The sequence below is a fragment of the Streptomyces sp. bgisy130 genome, from assembly GCF_057708345.1.
The window spans coordinates 23428-38729 of record NZ_JBYISA010000017.1 but is presented as its reverse complement, the minus strand read 5'-3'; the positions used below and the strand labels follow the sequence as shown (position 1 = coordinate 38729).

The following is a 15302-nucleotide window of genomic DNA, read 5'->3' as shown; positions in this document are numbered from 1 at the left end:
CTGTCCGGGCACTCTCCCCCTTCCCATGACGAGCCCCGGCCCGGTACCTCTCCTCGGGGCCGGCCGGGGCTCACGCCCACGAAGGACCATGGCCGTGAATCCCTCCGCACACCCGCCCACCTCCTCCGCCGAGCCCTCCCTGGCGGCCACGCCCACCGTCACGTCCGTCTCTCCCACGTCCGGTTCCACCGCGGGCGGCACGGCAGTGACGGTGACCGGCACCGGCTTCACCGGCGCCACCGCCGTCCGCTTCGGCGCCACCCACGCGGCGTCCTTCACCGTCAACTCCGACACCCAGATCACCGCCTTCAGCCCGGTCGGCAGCGGAACGGTGCAGGTCACCGTGACCACCCCGAGCGGCACCAGCAACCAGTTCGTCACCTTCTCCTACGTCACCGCACCCGTGCCGAGCCTCACTTCGGTGAGTCCCAACTCCGGTCCGGCGTCGGGTGGGACGGTGGTGACGTTGTCGGGTTCGGGGTTTTCGGGTGCGACGGCGGTGCGGTTCGGTGGGGTGTCGGCGTCGTTCACGGTGAATTCGAGTTCGCAGATCACGGCGACGGCGCCGGCGGGTTCGGGGACTGTCGCGGTGACGGTGACGACGCCTGGGGGGACGAGCAACGGTGTGTCGTTCACCTACGTCTCGGCGTCCGTGCCGGTCCTGACCTCGGTGAGTCCCAACTCCGGTCCGGCGTCGGGTGGGACGGTGGTGACGTTGTCGGGTTCGGGGTTTTCGGGTGCGACGGCGGTGCGGTTCGGTGGGGTGTCGGCGTCGTTCACGGTGAATTCGAGTTCGCAGATCACGGCGACGGCGCCGGCGGGTTCGGGGACTGTCGCGGTGACGGTGACGACGCCTGGGGGGACGAGCAACGGTGTGTCGTTCACCTACGTCTCGGTGTCCGTACCGGTCCTGACCTCGGTCAGCCCCAACTCCGGCCCGGCCGCGGGCGGGACGACGGTCACCCTCACCGGCACGGGACTGGCCACCACCACCGCTGTACGGTTCGGCGCCACACCGGCGACCTCCTTCACCGTCGTCTCCGACACCCACGTCACCGCGGTCGCCCCGCCCGGAACCGGCACCGTACAGATCACCGTGACGACCCCCGGGGGCACCAGCAACGGCCTTTCCTACACCTACTCCGGCGCCCCCACGCTGAGCAGCATCAGTCCCCACCAGGGGAGCACCTCGGGCGCGAACACCGTCACGCTCACCGGCACCAACCTCACCGGCGCCACCTCGGTCACCTTCGGCGGCACCCCGGCGACCTCCGTGACAGTGCTCTCCCCGACCCAGATCACCGCCGTGGTTCCGGCCGGCACCGCCGGACCGGTCGATGTCACCGTCACCACCCCCGGCGGCACCAGCACCCTCCCGAAGTCCTACTTCTACGTCAGCCCCCCGGTGCTCGCCGCCGTCATCCCGCTCTCCGGCCCGCTCTCGGGCGGCAACACCGTCACCCTTACCGGCACCAACCTCATCGAGGCCACCGCGGTGCGCTTCGGGGCCACACCGGCGACCTCCTTCACCGTTGTCTCCGACACCCAGATCACCGCCGTGGTCCCGGCGGGAGCCGCCGGTCTGTCGAACGTCACCGTCACCACTGTGGGCGGGACCAGCAACCCGGTCTCCTACACCTACCTGGCGGCGCCCAGCATCACGACGCTGGTGCCGAACCTGGGGTCCACCTCCGGTGGCAGCACCGCCACCCTCACCGGCAGCAACTTCGCCCAGACGACCACGGTGCTCGTCGGCGGAGTGCCCACCGGCTTCACGGTCGTCTCCGACACCCATCTCGTCGCCGACATCCCGGCCGGCGCGGCCGGCACGGTCGATGTCACCGTCATCAGCCCCGGCGGCACCAGCACACCGGCGGTCTACACCCGAGTCGCGGCCCCCAATATCTGATGCGCTGATGCGCCTGACAGCCCGTCTCCCGCGGGTTGTCGGGCGCGGAGGGGCAGCCGTGGTGGACAAGGACGAGACGGAATCCGTTGTCCGTCCACCGAGGGCGACAAAAAGCAAAGGCAAGGAGGTAATCCACTCCTTGCCACTCTCAATGTATAGCGCATGGGGGGCCTTGCGGCAAGGCCCCCGTGGTGCGTCAGAATCTGCGCTCGAAGCCAGAACCTGCGGAAATCCGGGATTCACCAAGTGCGTCTGCTGGGCGAATCCCGGATGGTGCGGAGCGGCTGGCCGGAATTCCTTCTCGGTGAACGGGCGTTTTTGATGATTGACGTGATCGTGGTCGGCGGCGGACCGACCGGTTTGATGCTGGCCGGCGAGTTGCGGCTGCACGGGGTGCGGGTGGTCGTGCTGGAGAGGCTGGCCGAGCCGACCGAGCAGTCCCGCGGGCGCGGCCTGCATACGCGCAGCGTCGAGCTGATGGACCAGCGCGGCCTGCTGGACCGGTTCCTCGCGGCCAGTGAGAAGTTCCAGGTCGGCGGCCTCTTCGGCGGCATCATGAAGCCGTGGCCGGACCGGGTGGACACGGCGCACCCGTACGGCCTGGCCACCCCGCAGCCGGTCACCGAGCGGCTGCTCAACGAGCGTGCCCTCGAAGTCGGTGCCGAGATCCGGCGCGGCTGCGAAGTGGTGGGGCTGAGCCAGGACGAGGACGGGGTGAGTGTCGGGCTGGCGGACGGTACGCGGCTGCGTGCGCGGTATCTCGTCGGGTGTGACGGCGGCCGCAGTGCGGTGCGCAAGCTGCTCGGCGTCGGCTTCCCCGGCGAGCCCGCCAAGGTCGAGACGATGCTGGGCGACATGGAGGCGGCCGAGGATCCGGCGACGATTGCCGCTGTGGTCGAGGAAGTCCGCAAGACTCAGCTTCGGTTCGGCGCCGTGCCCGACGTGGACGGGAAGGTGGGGGTGTACCGCATCATCGTGCCCGCCGACGGTGTGGCCGAGGACCGTACGGCCGCGCCGACCCTGGAGGAGTTCCGGCGGCAGCTGCGGGCCGTCGCGGGTACCGATTTCGGGGTGCACTCGCCGCGCTGGCTGTCCCGGTTCGGCGATGCCACCCGGCAGGCCGAGCGCTACCGGGTCGGCCGGGCGCTGCTGGCCGGCGATGCGGCGCACATCCACCCGCCGACCGGTGGGCAGGGGCTCAACCTCGGCGTGCAGGACGCCTTCAACCTCGGCTGGAAGCTGGCCGCCGCGGTCAACGGCTGGGCGCCGGAGGGGCTGCTGGACAGCTATCACGCCGAACGGCACCCGGTGGGCGCCGCCGTGCTGGACAACACCCGCGCGCAGATCACGCTGCTGGGGACCGACCCGGGGGCGACCGCGCTGCGGGAACTCTTCGCGAAGCTGATGGACTTCGAGGAGGTGAACCGGTACGTGACCGAGATGATCACCGCGGTCGGGGTCCGCTACGACTTCGGCGAGGGCCACGACCTGCTCGGCCGGCGGATGCGGGACGTGGCGCTGAAGCGGGGGCGGCTCTACGAGCTGATGCACGACGGCCGCGGACTGCTGCTCGACCGGACCGGCCAGCTCTCGGTGACGGGCTGGGCGGATCGCGTCGACCACGTCGTCGACAGCAGCGAGGAACTGGACGTGCCCGCGGTGCTGCTGCGGCCGGACGGGCATGTGGCGTGGGCCGGCGAGGACCAGCGGGAGCTGCTCGGTGCGCTGCCCAAGTGGTTCGGCGCGCCCGTCGGCTGAGCGGGAAGTCCGGCCGGGCCCGGCTCGCCGTCGGCCGCGGGGCCCGAACCGGAATTCCCGTACCCGTAGCCCCTGGTCGCTGATATCGCGGAAAGCGGGTGACGCTTAACGCTCCCTCTTGAACGGATCATCCCTCATGCGCAGAACGGCCGGTCTCCTACTCGGCCGTTCAGGACCGTTCCCCACATACTCGGGCCACGACGGCCGGAGCCAGCACGGAGAGGCGGGGGAACGATGCTGGTGAACAACTTCAGCACCGAGATGGTGGCTGCGCGGGACAGATTCGAGCTGTGGGAGGAATTCGCCGTTCACTCACATATGCGCAACTGGATCCGCAGCGACCACGAGGACGACTTCCGTGCGACGATGCGGGTGCTGGACATGGGGGACACTCAGATATCCACGATGACCTTCCCGAGTCTGGAGGTCGTACGGACACCGAAGCTCATACGGCAGCAGAGCGATCAGGAATTCTATCAAGTCAATTGTGTCCTCAGCGGTTCCGGTGACGTTTCCCAGGGGGAGCGGAACATGTCCCTCCGGCAGGGGCAGCTGGTGCTCGTGGACAGCGGACTTCCGTTTCGTGGGCGGTTGCGCGGCGGGGCGGAGAACTACGCCGCGATGATCATTCAGCTGCCCCGGGAACTGCTGCCACTGCCGTGGAAAACCGTCCGGCGGGCGACTGCCCGCCCGATATGCGGCGGCCGGGGAATGAGCGGGGTGCTCTGGCGCTGGCTCGCCGAAGTCCACGTCCGGGCCGATGAGTTCACTCCCGCCGATATCCCCACCCTGCGTTCGGTCACCGCGGATCTCCTCGCCGCGGCGCTCGGCGGCTGCCTGGACGCCGAGGACACGATGACCCCGGAATCCCGGCGACGTGCCTTACGGGTGCAGATCCGCGACTTCATCCGCCGGAACCTCGGCGACCCCTCGCTCTCCCCGGCCACGATCGCCGCCGCCCACGGGATATCGGTCCGCTACGTACACCAGTTGTTCGCCGAGGAAGGCACCACCGCCGCGGCCTGGATACGGGGACGCCGCCTGGAACGCTGCCGCCGCGACCTCGCCAACCCCCACCTCCAGCTGCGCCCCATCCACGCCATCGCCGCCCAGTGGGGATTCATCGATCCCGCGCACTTCAGCCGGGCCTTCCGCGCGGTCCACGGCATGCCGCCCCGCGACTACCGGCAGCACGCCCTCCGCGGCGCCGTGCGCGAATCGACAAGCGCTCTGCACGAATAGTCAACGCGATCCGCCGCTCGTCTCGGCATCGTCATGTCCAGGCACCGACGCGGGACGTCCGAGTCCGTCAGCCGGGCGTACCGAAGCCGGTCCCGCACACCCTTCATGCACCACGACGCGGAGTCGTGGGCCGAGCAGAACTTGGAGCAGTCATGTTCGCAAGGATGGAGACACTGGGGAGCAGACTCCTCGAACGAATCGTGCCGAAGGTGGCAGCCGAGGCATCCAGCACCTCGTGCGACTACCAGTACCTGTGCGTACGGGGCACCAGCGGATGCAACTCGACCCGTCACACGTGGTGGAAGTACCGGCTGGCGTGCTCGGACGGTTCCACCGGCGACTGGATCTTCGGGTACTGCGACAACTGCACGCCCGGCGACTGGAACTGACCGACCACGCGGGTGTTCCTGGGGCCGGCCACCGGCCCCAGGAACACCCGCTCCCGGAGGGACACCATGGTCTACCTGATGACCGCTCTGAAGTGCCTGGTCGGTGTGGTCTTCCTGCTCGCACTGTGCGGGAAGACGGTGGTCCGCGGTGGGTTCGGCGGCTTCGAGCGGTCACTGCGCGATCTGGGGGCAGTGCCCCGGGCGTACCTGCGGCCGGTCGCGGTGCTCGTCGTCGCCGGTGAGGCGGGCGTGGTACTGGCCCTGGCGGTGCCCGGACCGGTGACGGCGGTGGCCGGCTTCGGGCTGGCCACCGCCCTGCTGCTGGTCTTCACCGCCGGTATCGCGCGCGGGCTGCGACGCGGTGCCCGGACCCCTTGCCACTGCTTCGGCGCCTCCACGACACCGCTGGGGCCACACCATCTCCTCCGCAACCTGCTGCTCGCCGTGCTCGCCGTCCTGGGCGCGACCACCACAGCCGTCGCCGCGCCGGACGGCCACCCGGCAGGGGCACTGGTGGCGGCAGCGGCCGGCCTCGTCCTCGGCGCGCTCGTCGCCACCCTCGACGAACTGCTCGCCCTGTTCCGGCCGATGACGCCCCTACGACGATGAATCCGGAGCCGCTATGCCCTTCCTGACCGCCGCGGTCGTACTCGTCGGAGCGCTCGGTGCGCTCAACCTGGTCCTCGTCCTGGGGGTGGTCAAACGGCTACGGGAACACGGTGCGTTGCTGACCGGCCGCCGGGGCGCCCCGTCCGCCGATATCGAAGTCGGCACGCCGATCGCCGAGTTCGAGACCGTGACCGAGGCCGGTGAGCCCCTGACCCGGGCGTCACTGACCGAGGACCTGCTGGTGGCGTTTCTCTCGCCCGGCTGCGCCCCCTGCGTCGAAAAGCTGCCGGGGCTCGTGGCCCACGCGCGCTCCCTGCCCGGCGGGCGCCGCCGTGTCCTGGCTGTCGTGGTCGGTGAGCCGGGGGAGGCCGCCGCGTTCGCCGCGCCGCTCGGCCCGGTCGCCCAAGTGGTGATCGAGGAGCCCAACGGCGCGCTGAGCAGAGCCTTCGGCGTGCACGCGTATCCCACCCTGCTGCGGACCGGCCCCGACGCCGAGGGCCGCCCGGTGGTCACCTCCAACGCCGTCGACCTGACCCGCCCGACGGCGATGGCCGTATGAAGTCCGAACCCAAGCCCGCGGCGCCCGGTCCCGTACCGCGCACACCCCCGCAGTCCGCACCGGACGAGGCCGCTCCGCTCCGTCTGGCCCGGTCGGCCTGCGCCCTGGTCGCGGCGGCGGCGCCCGTCCTGCTCACCGGCTACGCCGTCCTCACCCTGGCTGCCGGTGTGCTGCCGGTGGCGACGGCATGGCTGACCAAGCTCGTCCTGGACGGGTTGGCCGATGCCGCGCCTCTCTCGCAGGTCCTCCGGCCCGCGGCGGGACTCGCGGCGGCCGGGGTCGCCCTGGTGCTGACCGGTGAGGCCGCCCAGTACCTGCGGGCACAGCTGGGCCGGGAAGTCGCCGTCACCGCGCAGGAACGCCTCTACCGGGCGGTGGACGGCTTCGTCGGTCTGCGCCGTCTCGAAGACCCCGCCTTCCTGGACCGGCTGCGGCTCGCCCAGCAGTCCGGCGGTGCCTCGCCGGGCCAGGTCCTCGACGCGGTGCTCACCGTCGCCGGCTCCGTCTTCACCGTCACCGGCTTCCTCGGTTCGCTGTTCGTCCTCAGCCCGCTGATGACCCTCCTGGTCGCGGCCTCCTCGGTGCCGGTGCTGGCCGCCGAGCTGTGGCTGTCGCGGCTGCGGGCCCGACTGGCGTGGGACCTGGGCCCCGTGGAGCGCCGCGAGTTCTTCTACAGCACGCTGCTGTCGCGGATGGAAGCGGCGAAAGAGGTACGGCTCTTCGGCACCGGCGCCTTTCTGCGCGGACGTATGGTCGCCGACCGACGGGCCGTGAACACGGCACGCCGCGGCCTCGATCTGCGGGAGGCACGGGTACAGACCGCACTGGGACTGCTCGCGGCACTGGTCTCCGGCAGCGGCCTGCTGTGGGCGGTGGCGGCGGCCCGGGCCGGCCGGCTCTCCGTCGGCGACGTCACGATCTTCGTCGCCGCCATCGTGGGGGTGCAGGGCGCGCTCGCCTCGCTCGCCACCGCGTTCGCCCGGACCCACCAGGCACTGCTGCTGTTCGGCCACTACACCGCCGTGGTCGACGCCGGCCCGGACCTGCCCGTACCCCGGGAACCCCGGACGCTCCCCGCACTACGGCACGGCATCGAGCTCAAAGACGTATGGTTCCGCTACTCGGACGACCACCCCTGGGTGCTGCGCGGCATCGACCTGTTCCTCCCGCACGGCACCTCGCTCGCCCTCGTCGGCCTCAACGGCGCCGGAAAATCGACCCTGATCAAGCTCCTGTGCCGCTTCTACGATCCGACGCGGGGAGCCGTGCTGTGGGACGGCGTCGACCTCCGCGACACCGACCCCGCCGAACTCCGCAGCCGCCTCGGCGCGGTCTTCCAGGACTACATGAACTACGACATGACCGCGACCGAGAACATCGCCCTCGGCGACATCTCCGCGCGGCCCGACCACGCGCGGGTCGCCGCGGCGGCGGCCCGGGCGGGAATCGCCCCCCAACTGGCCGCCCTGCCCCACGGTTACGACACCCTGCTGTCCCGGATCTTCTTCGCCGGAACGGACCGGGACGACCCCGAAACGGGCGTCGTCCTCTCCGGAGGCCAGTGGCAACGCCTCGCCCTGGCCCGCGCCTTCCTCCGGGACCGCCGGGACCTGATGATCCTGGACGAGCCGTCGTCGGGCCTGGACGCCGAGGCCGAGACCGAGATCCACTCCTCGCTCAAGCGCCACCGCAGCGGACGCACCAGCCTGTTGATCTCGCACCGGCTGGGCGCGGTACGGGAAGCGGACGCGATCGCCGTGCTGCGCGAGGGCCGCATCGCGGAACTCGGCAGCCATGACGCACTGATGGCGGCAGGCGGAGAGTACGCCCGGCTGTTCGCGCTCCAGGCCGCCGGCTACCGCGACACCGCACCGGCCCATAACGGACGGCAGCCATGAGGCCCACGACGGCCGCCGCCCTGCTCGGCCTCGCCGCCCTGGTGCCCGCGACCGCCGTCCTCCTGAGCCACCGCCTCGCGGTCGTGACCGTACGGGGCGTGAGCATGGCCCCCGCCTACCTGGACGGCGACCGGGTGCTCGTCCGCCGCACCACCCGTCCCACCCGCGGTCAGGTCCTCGTCGTCGAACGGCCCGCCCTGCGCACCCGGTGGCCGAGCGGACCGCTGCCCGCCACCGCCGGTGCCTGGACGGTGGGCCGGCGCCAGTGGCTGATCAAGCGGGTGGCGGCCCTCCCCGGCGACCCCGTCCCGGAGGTCATGCCGTCCACGTCGTCCCTCGGCCTTCCCGGGCCGCCGCCCCGGGTGCCGGACGGCAGTCTGGTGCTGCTCGGGGACAACCCTCAACACAGCGTGGATTCAAGGCACTTCGGGTTCTATCCTGTCGAGCGGGTGCTGGGGACGGTGGTCCGGCCACTGGGGGCGACCCGGGTCCGGAGGCGGGATGAGGATGTCGTCGACGTCGGTATCGGCGAACAGCCCGGCTGCCTGCCCGATGCTGCCCAGGTCCACGAGTAGGTGCTCTCCTCCGATGCAGGTGTCCCGGTGACGCCACCGGGACCCGTACCGCAGCGATCGCGGGGCCAAGGCTCGGTGCTGTCCCTTCTCGTGAACAACGCACATGACGCCGGCGGGGTGCCTCCCGAAGTACTGAACAATGGATGATCCGACGACACTGCCTAGGCGGACACCGGTGTCAGGTTGTTCTTGCGGGCCCGGCGCACCGCGGGGGCGATGGCGGCCGTGCCGGCGAGGAAGATCAGGCAGAGGGTGAGCCAGCCGTACGAGCCGTGGTGGATCACGAGCAAGGAGACCACGGCCGGTCCGACGGCCGCCTGGATGACCATGTGGAGGTGGAACGCCCCCAGGTATTCCCCCCGCGCCGCTTCGGGGGCGAGTCCGAAGCCGAGGCCGAACGCGCCGGCCGATTGCCACAGTTCGGCGAACGTGACGAGCAGCACCGCCGTCAGGGCGAAGGCGCCCGCGACCCATGCCGTGGTGATGTTGCCGATGGCCAGTGTGAGGCACGCCGCCACACTGATCAGACCCGCCTTGCGAGCCGCGCCGACGGCGCCGTCCAGGGTCTCGGATCCCTTGGCGCACTTCACCTGGAAGAGCACGACCAGGATCGTGTTCAACACGAAGACCACAGGGACGACGCTGCGGGGAAGCTTGTCACTGGTCACGAGCCACAGCGGGATGCCCACCATGAGGACCGCGCTGTGCAGGGCCAACAGGCTCGACGCGCCGATCACGCCGAGGAAGGGTATGTCCTTCAGTGCCCGGAAGCGGGACACGCGTTCCGTCTTGGTCGGCGACGCGGGGGTGGCGGGCAACCGCAGCACGAGTCCCGCCGCCAGCAGGAAGGAGAGGGCGTTGCCCAGGGGCAGCGCTTGCATCGCGGAGCCTCCGATGCCGATCAGCGCTGCTGACATCAGGGCACCGACCGAGAAGCCGACGTTGAACACCGAACGCAGGGCCGCGCGTGCGCTGACCCGGTCGCCCTCCGGGACCAACTCCGCGATCAGGGTGTGGAACAACGGGCCGCTGCCCCACTCGAGTGCTCCGACCACGCTCACCACCGCGAAGAACGCCGGCAGCGAACCGACCGCCGGATAGAAGCAGTAGGCCACTCCGATCGCCAGCAGGGTGAGGAACAGCAGACGCCGGGCCCCGATCCGGTCGGCGGCCATGCCCATGAGCACGCTGGAAACGAATCCGGAGAGGCCCGCGAGGGAGAGGCCGAGACCGACCTGGGCGGCGGGGAGGTCGGCCACCACGATGAAGTAGACGGCCGAACCGGACGTGAAGATGCCGCCGCCCACGCTGTCGAGGAAGTGCAGCAGGCCGAGCGTCCTGGCCGGGCCCTTCAGCGAGGCGTAGTTGTTCCGCACGAAAGAAGCGATCACGTTGAACTCCGTGTCATGTCGGGCGATACGTGGCCGCGGGGGCCCGTCCGCACATGGCCTGCCTTCACGGGAGCCGCGGGAACTCGTCGTCCGGGAAGGGGACGCCCGCGGTGACACCGGCCGGTTCGATGAGGGGCTCGCCGACGGGGCGCTTGCGGGGGTCGTAGCGCGTCTCGGCGTCCATGTAGACGACCACGTGGGCGATGCGCGGGTCATCGGTGAGGTTCGGCGAGGCGCTGTGGGCGGTGAGCGAGTGGTGGAAGGTGCAGTCGCCGGCCCGTAGGGGGACGGTGATGCGGGGTTCCCAGACCAGCTCCGGAGCGGCCCGCATCAAGTTGTCGGCGTCGCGCAGGTCTTGACGGTGCCGGCCGTCGAGGAGGTGCGAGCCGGGGATGAAGGTCATGCAGCCGCGTGACGCGGGGACGTCGACGAGGGCGACCCACGCGGACAGGGAGTGCCGGGAACCGAGGTGCGGCCAGTAGGGCTGGTCCTGGTGGAACTCGGTGGGGGAGCCGTTGTGCGGTTCCTTGATCATCAGATGGTCGTGGTACAGCCGCAGCGGGACCCCGGACAGGGCGGTGGCCGCGGCGGCCAGGACGGGGCTGAGGGTGAGCTCGCGGAGGGTCTCGTCCTGCTGCCAGAGCTGCATCACGTGGGTGAACGTCGGGTCGGAGGGAACGTCCTTCTGGCGGTCCCGGGCCGCCAGCGCCGCCTTGGCGTAGCGGGCGCATTCGTCCTTGCCGACGATGCCGGGGATGTGGACGAACCCGTCGCGTCGGTAGGCGGCTACCTGTTCTTCGGTCACGGAGTGGGTCATGCGTTCTTCCTGCCGGAATCCGGGGTACGGGCCCGGGCTGCCGTGCGGGGGCCCGGGCGATCTCGTGGGGTGGGACCGTGGAGGCGGACGGCCCGGTCGGGTGGTCGCGGTCGTCGGCGGCGTTGACGCCGGTCCGCTCCCGCCGGCGTCCGGAGGACGCGGCTCCGGACCTCAGGACGACAGCGCCGCGCGGACGGCTGCGAGGGCGTCGAGCCGTTTGCGGTCCCAGTGGTCGAGACGGTCGGTGGCGAAGTGTTCCTCCAGGACAGCTACGGCGCCCCCGGGAAGCCCACGTCTCCACTGCTTCACCAGGACGGAGTGCCGTCTGGCCCGGAAGTTCAGGGACCGCGCGATCTCCAGCGCGGTGTCTGCTTCCTCGCAGGAAAGGTCCTTCTCCCTGACCCGCTCCGCCAGCAGCCAGCGGACGTTCACCAGGGGAACGGTGACGGGGGTGTAGTCCTCCGGGTCGTAGAGGAGCGCCACGTCGCCGTCGGACTCGATCGAGCCGTTCAGGTACTGCTCGTAGACCCAGCCACTGCCGGTCATCCCGATCGTCCGGCACTCCACGGCCCGCAGGGCGCCCATCGAGGACGCGCCGGACAACGGTTGCCCCGCGAACAGGAGGGCCCGCACCTCGGTGACGCTGACCGCGAGGCTCTGGCCGAACTCCCCGTCCAGCATGACGATCTTGCGAGGGGATTCGGTGCCGATGAGGGCCAGCAGGTCGTGCCGACGGACCGGCGGGCGCAGGTCGAGCGTCTGGTTCCGTTCGTCGGCGAGCCGGCGCAGGCGTGTGAGGTCCGCGGGGCGCAGCGAAGGGCCCGCGAACACCGTGACGGTGGGGGTGGCGCTCATGACAGCGGCTTCGCGAGTCCGGCCCGCACCATTTCGCGGTGCAGGCGTGTTCCCAGCCGGGCGGGATCGTTGTGGTGGACCTCGAGTCCGGGAACGATCGCCTTGGTCACCGAGAAAGGAAGATCATCGGGGGCCAGTTCCGTCGTGAGGACCAGCGGGAGCCCGGCGCGTTCCAGTCCGGCCAGGACCACTTCGAGGTCCCCCTCCGTCGTGCCGGTGCTCGCGCTCTCGACCACGTCGAAGTCCGCTGTGGGCCGTCCGCCGCTCCACGTCCGGTACATCTCCTGCAGCGCCTCGTAGGACGAGTGCCGGCGATAGGCCTGCCCCGTGAAGTCCTCCCGTGCGCCCGCGATGACCGCGAGCCTCGACTGGGCCGCCTCCGTCAGCGCGCGGGTCACCGCGACGATCGGATCGAGATGGCAGCCCGCGCCTCCGTTGAAGAGCATTCCGTCGCCGGCCTGGGTGTCGTCGGTCGTCGCGAAGAACGTCGGCACCCCGATGTCGTTGATGTAGGCGAAGACCTGAACCTCGATCCCGATCCGCTGGAACCGCCCGATCAGTTCTCTGGCGGCGTCCGGCAGCGAGGACAACCGGATGTTCCAGCCGCTCTTGAGGGTCTCGCCGAACGCCGTGCAGTCGTGCTCGATGGTCTCGAGCAGCCCGTGCAGCAGGGCTTCCCGGGGGCTGTTGCCCACGGCGAGGCCGATGGTGTTCGACCGGAACATCCCGCACTCGTTCGGAAACGGGACGAAGACCGCGAGGGCGGGCACGAGTACCTCGACGTCCGAGGCCAGTTCCCGCACGGGCCACCAGCTGATGGAGGTGTTCTCGGTCCAGGTGTGGCCCCGCTTGAGGATCAGACGCCGCGGGTCCAGGACCGGGATGCCCGCCTGGCGCAGCTCGGCGTACGAGGCCCGGAGCGGGGCCTCGCCCGCCCGCTGCTCGCACCAGGTCCGTTCGATCGCCTCCATCATGGCCGACACCCGGGCCGCGGCCGGGGTCATGCCCTTACCGCTGGTCACCGTGTTGAGCCCGGGGGCCGCGGTGGGACGGAAGCTGTTGAAGACCGGGATGCCGAGGTCGTCGAGCTCGGTCACCTCGGCGATCCGGGTGATGCCGCACCGGGTGAAGGAGGCGCGGGCCAGCACTTCCGTCTCCTCCAGCGTGCGCGTCCGCAGGGAGGTGCCGCAGGCGGTGGCGGGCGCGTCCCCTGCGGGCGGGAACCAATGGGCCCGATCGAGGCTCGGGGGAACGCCCCCCGTGGGGGCACCCGTTCGGGCACCCGCGGGGACGTCCGTGTGAACGATCGTCATCTGACGCTGAGTTCCTTTCGGGCTGATCGGTCGCCGAGCGTCTCGCGGCAGGCCCGGGCGACCCACCGGTGCCAGGCGGCGGCGTTCGCGGGCCTGCGGATGCTGTGTCTCTCGTCCGGGACGAGCATGAGTTCGACATCCACGCCCCGAGTGTCCAGCGTCCGGTACATGGCGCGGGATTCGCCGACCGGTACGTGGGTGTCCTCGCACCCGTGGGACAACAGCACCTTCGTCCGCGGCGGGATCGCCTCCAGCGAGAGGCTCTCCGAGCGGTAGGAGGGCGACGAGTCCACCGGACCGTACTCGCGCAGCCAATGCCAGTGCAGATCGCACGCCCGGGCCACCGCTGGAAAGTCGGCCCAGCCGCAGTGGCTGACGATCAGGCGCGGTTCGGGCAGGAGGGTCCCCAGGGCCAGAGACAGGAAGCCCCCGAAGCTCGCTCCCATCACCGCGACCCGATCGGCGTCGAGACGCGGATCGAGCAGCGCGTCCACGACCTGCTCGGCGGCCACGGCGGCCACCTCGGAGGTCCACTTGCCCCATCCCCTCTCGATGGCGTCCTGGCCGTACCCGACCGACAGGGGTGGGTCGGGCATGAGCACCGCGTACCCGTCGGCGACGAACGGCCACGGGTTCCACCGCCAGGACCAGTCGGTCCAGCTGAGCATCGGTCCGCCGTGGCACCAGACCAGGACAGGCAGCTCCCCGTCGACGTCCTCGGGCAGGCAGAGCCAGCTGCTCCACTCGACCCCGTCGGATGCCTTGTGGGTGAGGCGCTCCATCCGTCCCAGGGGAGTGGCCGCGGCGGCCGGGGCGAAGACCTCCGTCCGGGGGACGCCGGGCGTGGCGAGCGCGAGGGCGACGGCCGAGGGGGGCGAGGCGATGGAGGAGCAGACGACCAGGGCCTCGTCCGCGCGGGCCGTCACGGAGAGCACCGAGCCGCCGGTGTCGATACGCGTGACGACGTCCGAGTCGACGGCGATCCGCCACAGGTGGCGCCGCCCGTCCTCCTCTCCGGTGCACAGCAGCGCGTTCGGGTCCTGCCAAGCGCCGGGCTGGAGCCAGTCGCGGTGGTCCCGACCGACCTTGCGCACGACGAGGCCGTCGCTCGACACCAGAGCCGCTTCCTGACGGGGCGCCGTGCCGGGGACCGCGATCCGTTCCGCGGTGCAGGCGAACCAGGCGCCGTCCGGGGAGGCGATCGGGTCGCTCAGATCGTCATCGGCCCACACCTGCCGGGCGTCGTCCGGCGCGCCGGGGGAGAAGACGAGCAACCCGTGGCGACGGTGTCCGCCGGGAAGGAAACGGACCAACCCCGCGGCGCAGCGGCGGCCGTCGGGGGTCAGGGCGAGCTGCCCCGACAGCAGGGTGTCCGAGTCGAGGGGCGCGCTCAGCAGTTCCGGCCCGGCCGCGTCCTCGCCCAGGGGCAGTCCGACCAACTTGAGCACCTCGGCGCCGAACCGGTGGCCGGAGCGCGGCCAGAGGTCGCCGTCGACGGTCATCGCGGTCAGGCCCGCACGGGCCGACTCCTCTCGGAGCGCGCGGTCCGAGGAGAAGGAGTCCGCCTCGGCGTGGACCCAGACGGCCGCGACGGCAGTCCGGCCGGCGGCGGCGTAGCAGACCACATCGCGAGCGGTGCCGAGCAGCGCCTCCGGCTCCCGCCCCTCGCGGTGCCTCCAGAGCGACCGGCCGCCGACGGGGCCTCCCGCTCGCGGTCGCCGGTCCGAGAGGAAGAGGTAGTCGTCGTCACCGAGAACGGTCACCGACGAGGCGCCCGCGTGGGCGTGCCACAGGGTCGGGCTGTCATCGCCGTCGAAGGAATAGCCCAGCACGAAGGGAACGAGGTCGGGACGGTTCTCCCGCTCGATGTCGGATTCGACGAGAAGACGGCCGCCGAGTCGGTGCGCCGCCTTGAGCCGCTGCTGTGCCCTGATGATTTCGAACAGGGCGGTCCCGGCGGTGCCTTCGGTGGTGGGCTCGCTCACGG

At 71.0% G+C, this 15302-nt stretch carries 13 protein-coding genes; 8 read left to right on the top strand and 5 right to left on the bottom strand.

The window, feature by feature from the left end:
* Positions 1-94: 94 nt before the first annotated feature.
* From AC3EUV_RS21925 to AC3EUV_RS21890, 8 genes are all read left to right on the top strand, one after another.
* Entirely contained in the window at positions 95-1909 is a 1815-nt protein-coding gene (locus AC3EUV_RS21925) for a beta strand repeat-containing protein (RefSeq protein ID WP_435603661.1), read from the top strand.
* Between the two features lie 321 nt (positions 1910-2230).
* Positions 2231-3667, top strand: coding sequence for a rifampin monooxygenase (gene rox / locus AC3EUV_RS21920; protein WP_435603660.1), 1437 nt, complete (start codon positions 2231-2233; stop codon positions 3665-3667).
* A gap of 234 nt (positions 3668-3901) precedes the next feature.
* The gene (locus AC3EUV_RS21915) at positions 3902-4909 is read left to right on the top strand and encodes an AraC-like ligand-binding domain-containing protein (RefSeq protein ID WP_432142341.1); all 1008 of its coding nucleotides are present in this window, start codon (positions 3902-3904) and stop codon (positions 4907-4909) included.
* 152 nt (positions 4910-5061) lie between these two features.
* Positions 5062-5298 carry an SPRY domain-containing protein gene (locus AC3EUV_RS21910; protein WP_432142340.1) on the top strand — a complete coding sequence of 79 codons (237 nt, stop codon included), beginning with the start codon at positions 5062-5064 and terminating at the stop codon, positions 5296-5298.
* A gap of 78 nt (positions 5299-5376) precedes the next feature.
* Entirely contained in the window at positions 5377-5907 is a 531-nt protein-coding gene (locus tag AC3EUV_RS21905) for a MauE/DoxX family redox-associated membrane protein (RefSeq protein WP_432142339.1), read from the top strand.
* Between the two features lie 13 nt (positions 5908-5920).
* A complete protein-coding gene (locus AC3EUV_RS21900; RefSeq protein WP_435603659.1) occupies positions 5921-6466 on the top strand; it encodes a TlpA disulfide reductase family protein in 546 nt (181 codons plus the stop codon).
* Entirely contained in the window at positions 6463-8364 is a 1902-nt protein-coding gene (locus AC3EUV_RS21895) for an ABC transporter ATP-binding protein (RefSeq protein ID WP_432142337.1), read from the top strand. The genes AC3EUV_RS21900 and AC3EUV_RS21895 overlap by 4 nt, the downstream gene beginning before the upstream one ends.
* Entirely contained in the window at positions 8361-8939 is a 579-nt protein-coding gene (locus AC3EUV_RS21890; protein WP_432142336.1) for a S26 family signal peptidase, read from the top strand. The genes AC3EUV_RS21895 and AC3EUV_RS21890 overlap by 4 nt, the downstream gene beginning before the upstream one ends.
* Positions 8940-9100: 161 nt before the next feature.
* Here AC3EUV_RS21890 and AC3EUV_RS21885 read toward each other — a convergent pair whose 3' ends face one another.
* The 5 genes from AC3EUV_RS21885 to AC3EUV_RS21865 all read right to left on the bottom strand — a co-directional run bounded on the left by AC3EUV_RS21885 (position 9101) and on the right by AC3EUV_RS21865 (position 15300).
* A complete protein-coding gene (locus tag AC3EUV_RS21885; protein WP_432142335.1) occupies positions 9101-10330 on the bottom strand; it encodes an MFS transporter in 1230 nt (409 codons plus the stop codon).
* 64 nt (positions 10331-10394) lie between these two features.
* Entirely contained in the window at positions 10395-11147 is a 753-nt protein-coding gene (locus AC3EUV_RS21880; RefSeq protein WP_432142334.1) for a phytanoyl-CoA dioxygenase family protein, read from the bottom strand.
* A gap of 171 nt (positions 11148-11318) precedes the next feature.
* On the bottom strand, positions 11319-12002 hold the full coding sequence (locus AC3EUV_RS21875) for a TfuA-like protein (RefSeq protein ID WP_432142333.1): 684 nt from the start codon (positions 12000-12002) through the stop codon (positions 11319-11321).
* Positions 11999-13315 carry a YcaO-like family protein gene (locus AC3EUV_RS21870; RefSeq protein WP_432142332.1) on the bottom strand — a complete coding sequence of 439 codons (1317 nt, stop codon included), beginning with the start codon at positions 13313-13315 and terminating at the stop codon, positions 11999-12001. The genes AC3EUV_RS21875 and AC3EUV_RS21870 overlap by 4 nt, the downstream gene beginning before the upstream one ends.
* Complete coding sequence (locus AC3EUV_RS21865; RefSeq protein WP_432142331.1) at positions 13312-15300, bottom strand: alpha/beta hydrolase family protein; 1989 nt, start codon at positions 15298-15300, stop codon at positions 13312-13314. Before AC3EUV_RS21865 ends, AC3EUV_RS21870 begins: the two co-directional genes overlap by 4 nt.
* Between the last annotated feature and the right edge of the window lie 2 nt (positions 15301-15302).

Coding starts and splice junctions, on each gene's coding strand:
- rox (WP_435603660.1), top strand. CDS start 2,231: ATGATTGACGTGATCGTGGTCGGCGGCGGACCGACCGGTTTGATGCTG.
- AC3EUV_RS21915 (WP_432142341.1), top strand. CDS start 3,902: ATGCTGGTGAACAACTTCAGCACCGAGATGGTGGCTGCGCGGGACAGA.
- AC3EUV_RS21910 (WP_432142340.1), top strand. CDS start 5,062: ATGTTCGCAAGGATGGAGACACTGGGGAGCAGACTCCTCGAACGAATC.
- AC3EUV_RS21905 (WP_432142339.1), top strand. CDS start 5,377: ATGACCGCTCTGAAGTGCCTGGTCGGTGTGGTCTTCCTGCTCGCACTG.
- AC3EUV_RS21900 (WP_435603659.1), top strand. CDS start 5,921: ATGCCCTTCCTGACCGCCGCGGTCGTACTCGTCGGAGCGCTCGGTGCG.
- AC3EUV_RS21895 (WP_432142337.1), top strand. CDS start 6,463: ATGAAGTCCGAACCCAAGCCCGCGGCGCCCGGTCCCGTACCGCGCACA.
- AC3EUV_RS21890 (WP_432142336.1), top strand. CDS start 8,361: ATGAGGCCCACGACGGCCGCCGCCCTGCTCGGCCTCGCCGCCCTGGTG.
- AC3EUV_RS21880 (WP_432142334.1), bottom strand. CDS start 11,147: ATGACCCACTCCGTGACCGAAGAACAGGTAGCCGCCTACCGACGCGAC.
- AC3EUV_RS21875 (WP_432142333.1), bottom strand. CDS start 12,002: ATGAGCGCCACCCCCACCGTCACGGTGTTCGCGGGCCCTTCGCTGCGC.
- AC3EUV_RS21870 (WP_432142332.1), bottom strand. CDS start 13,315: ATGACGATCGTTCACACGGACGTCCCCGCGGGTGCCCGAACGGGTGCC.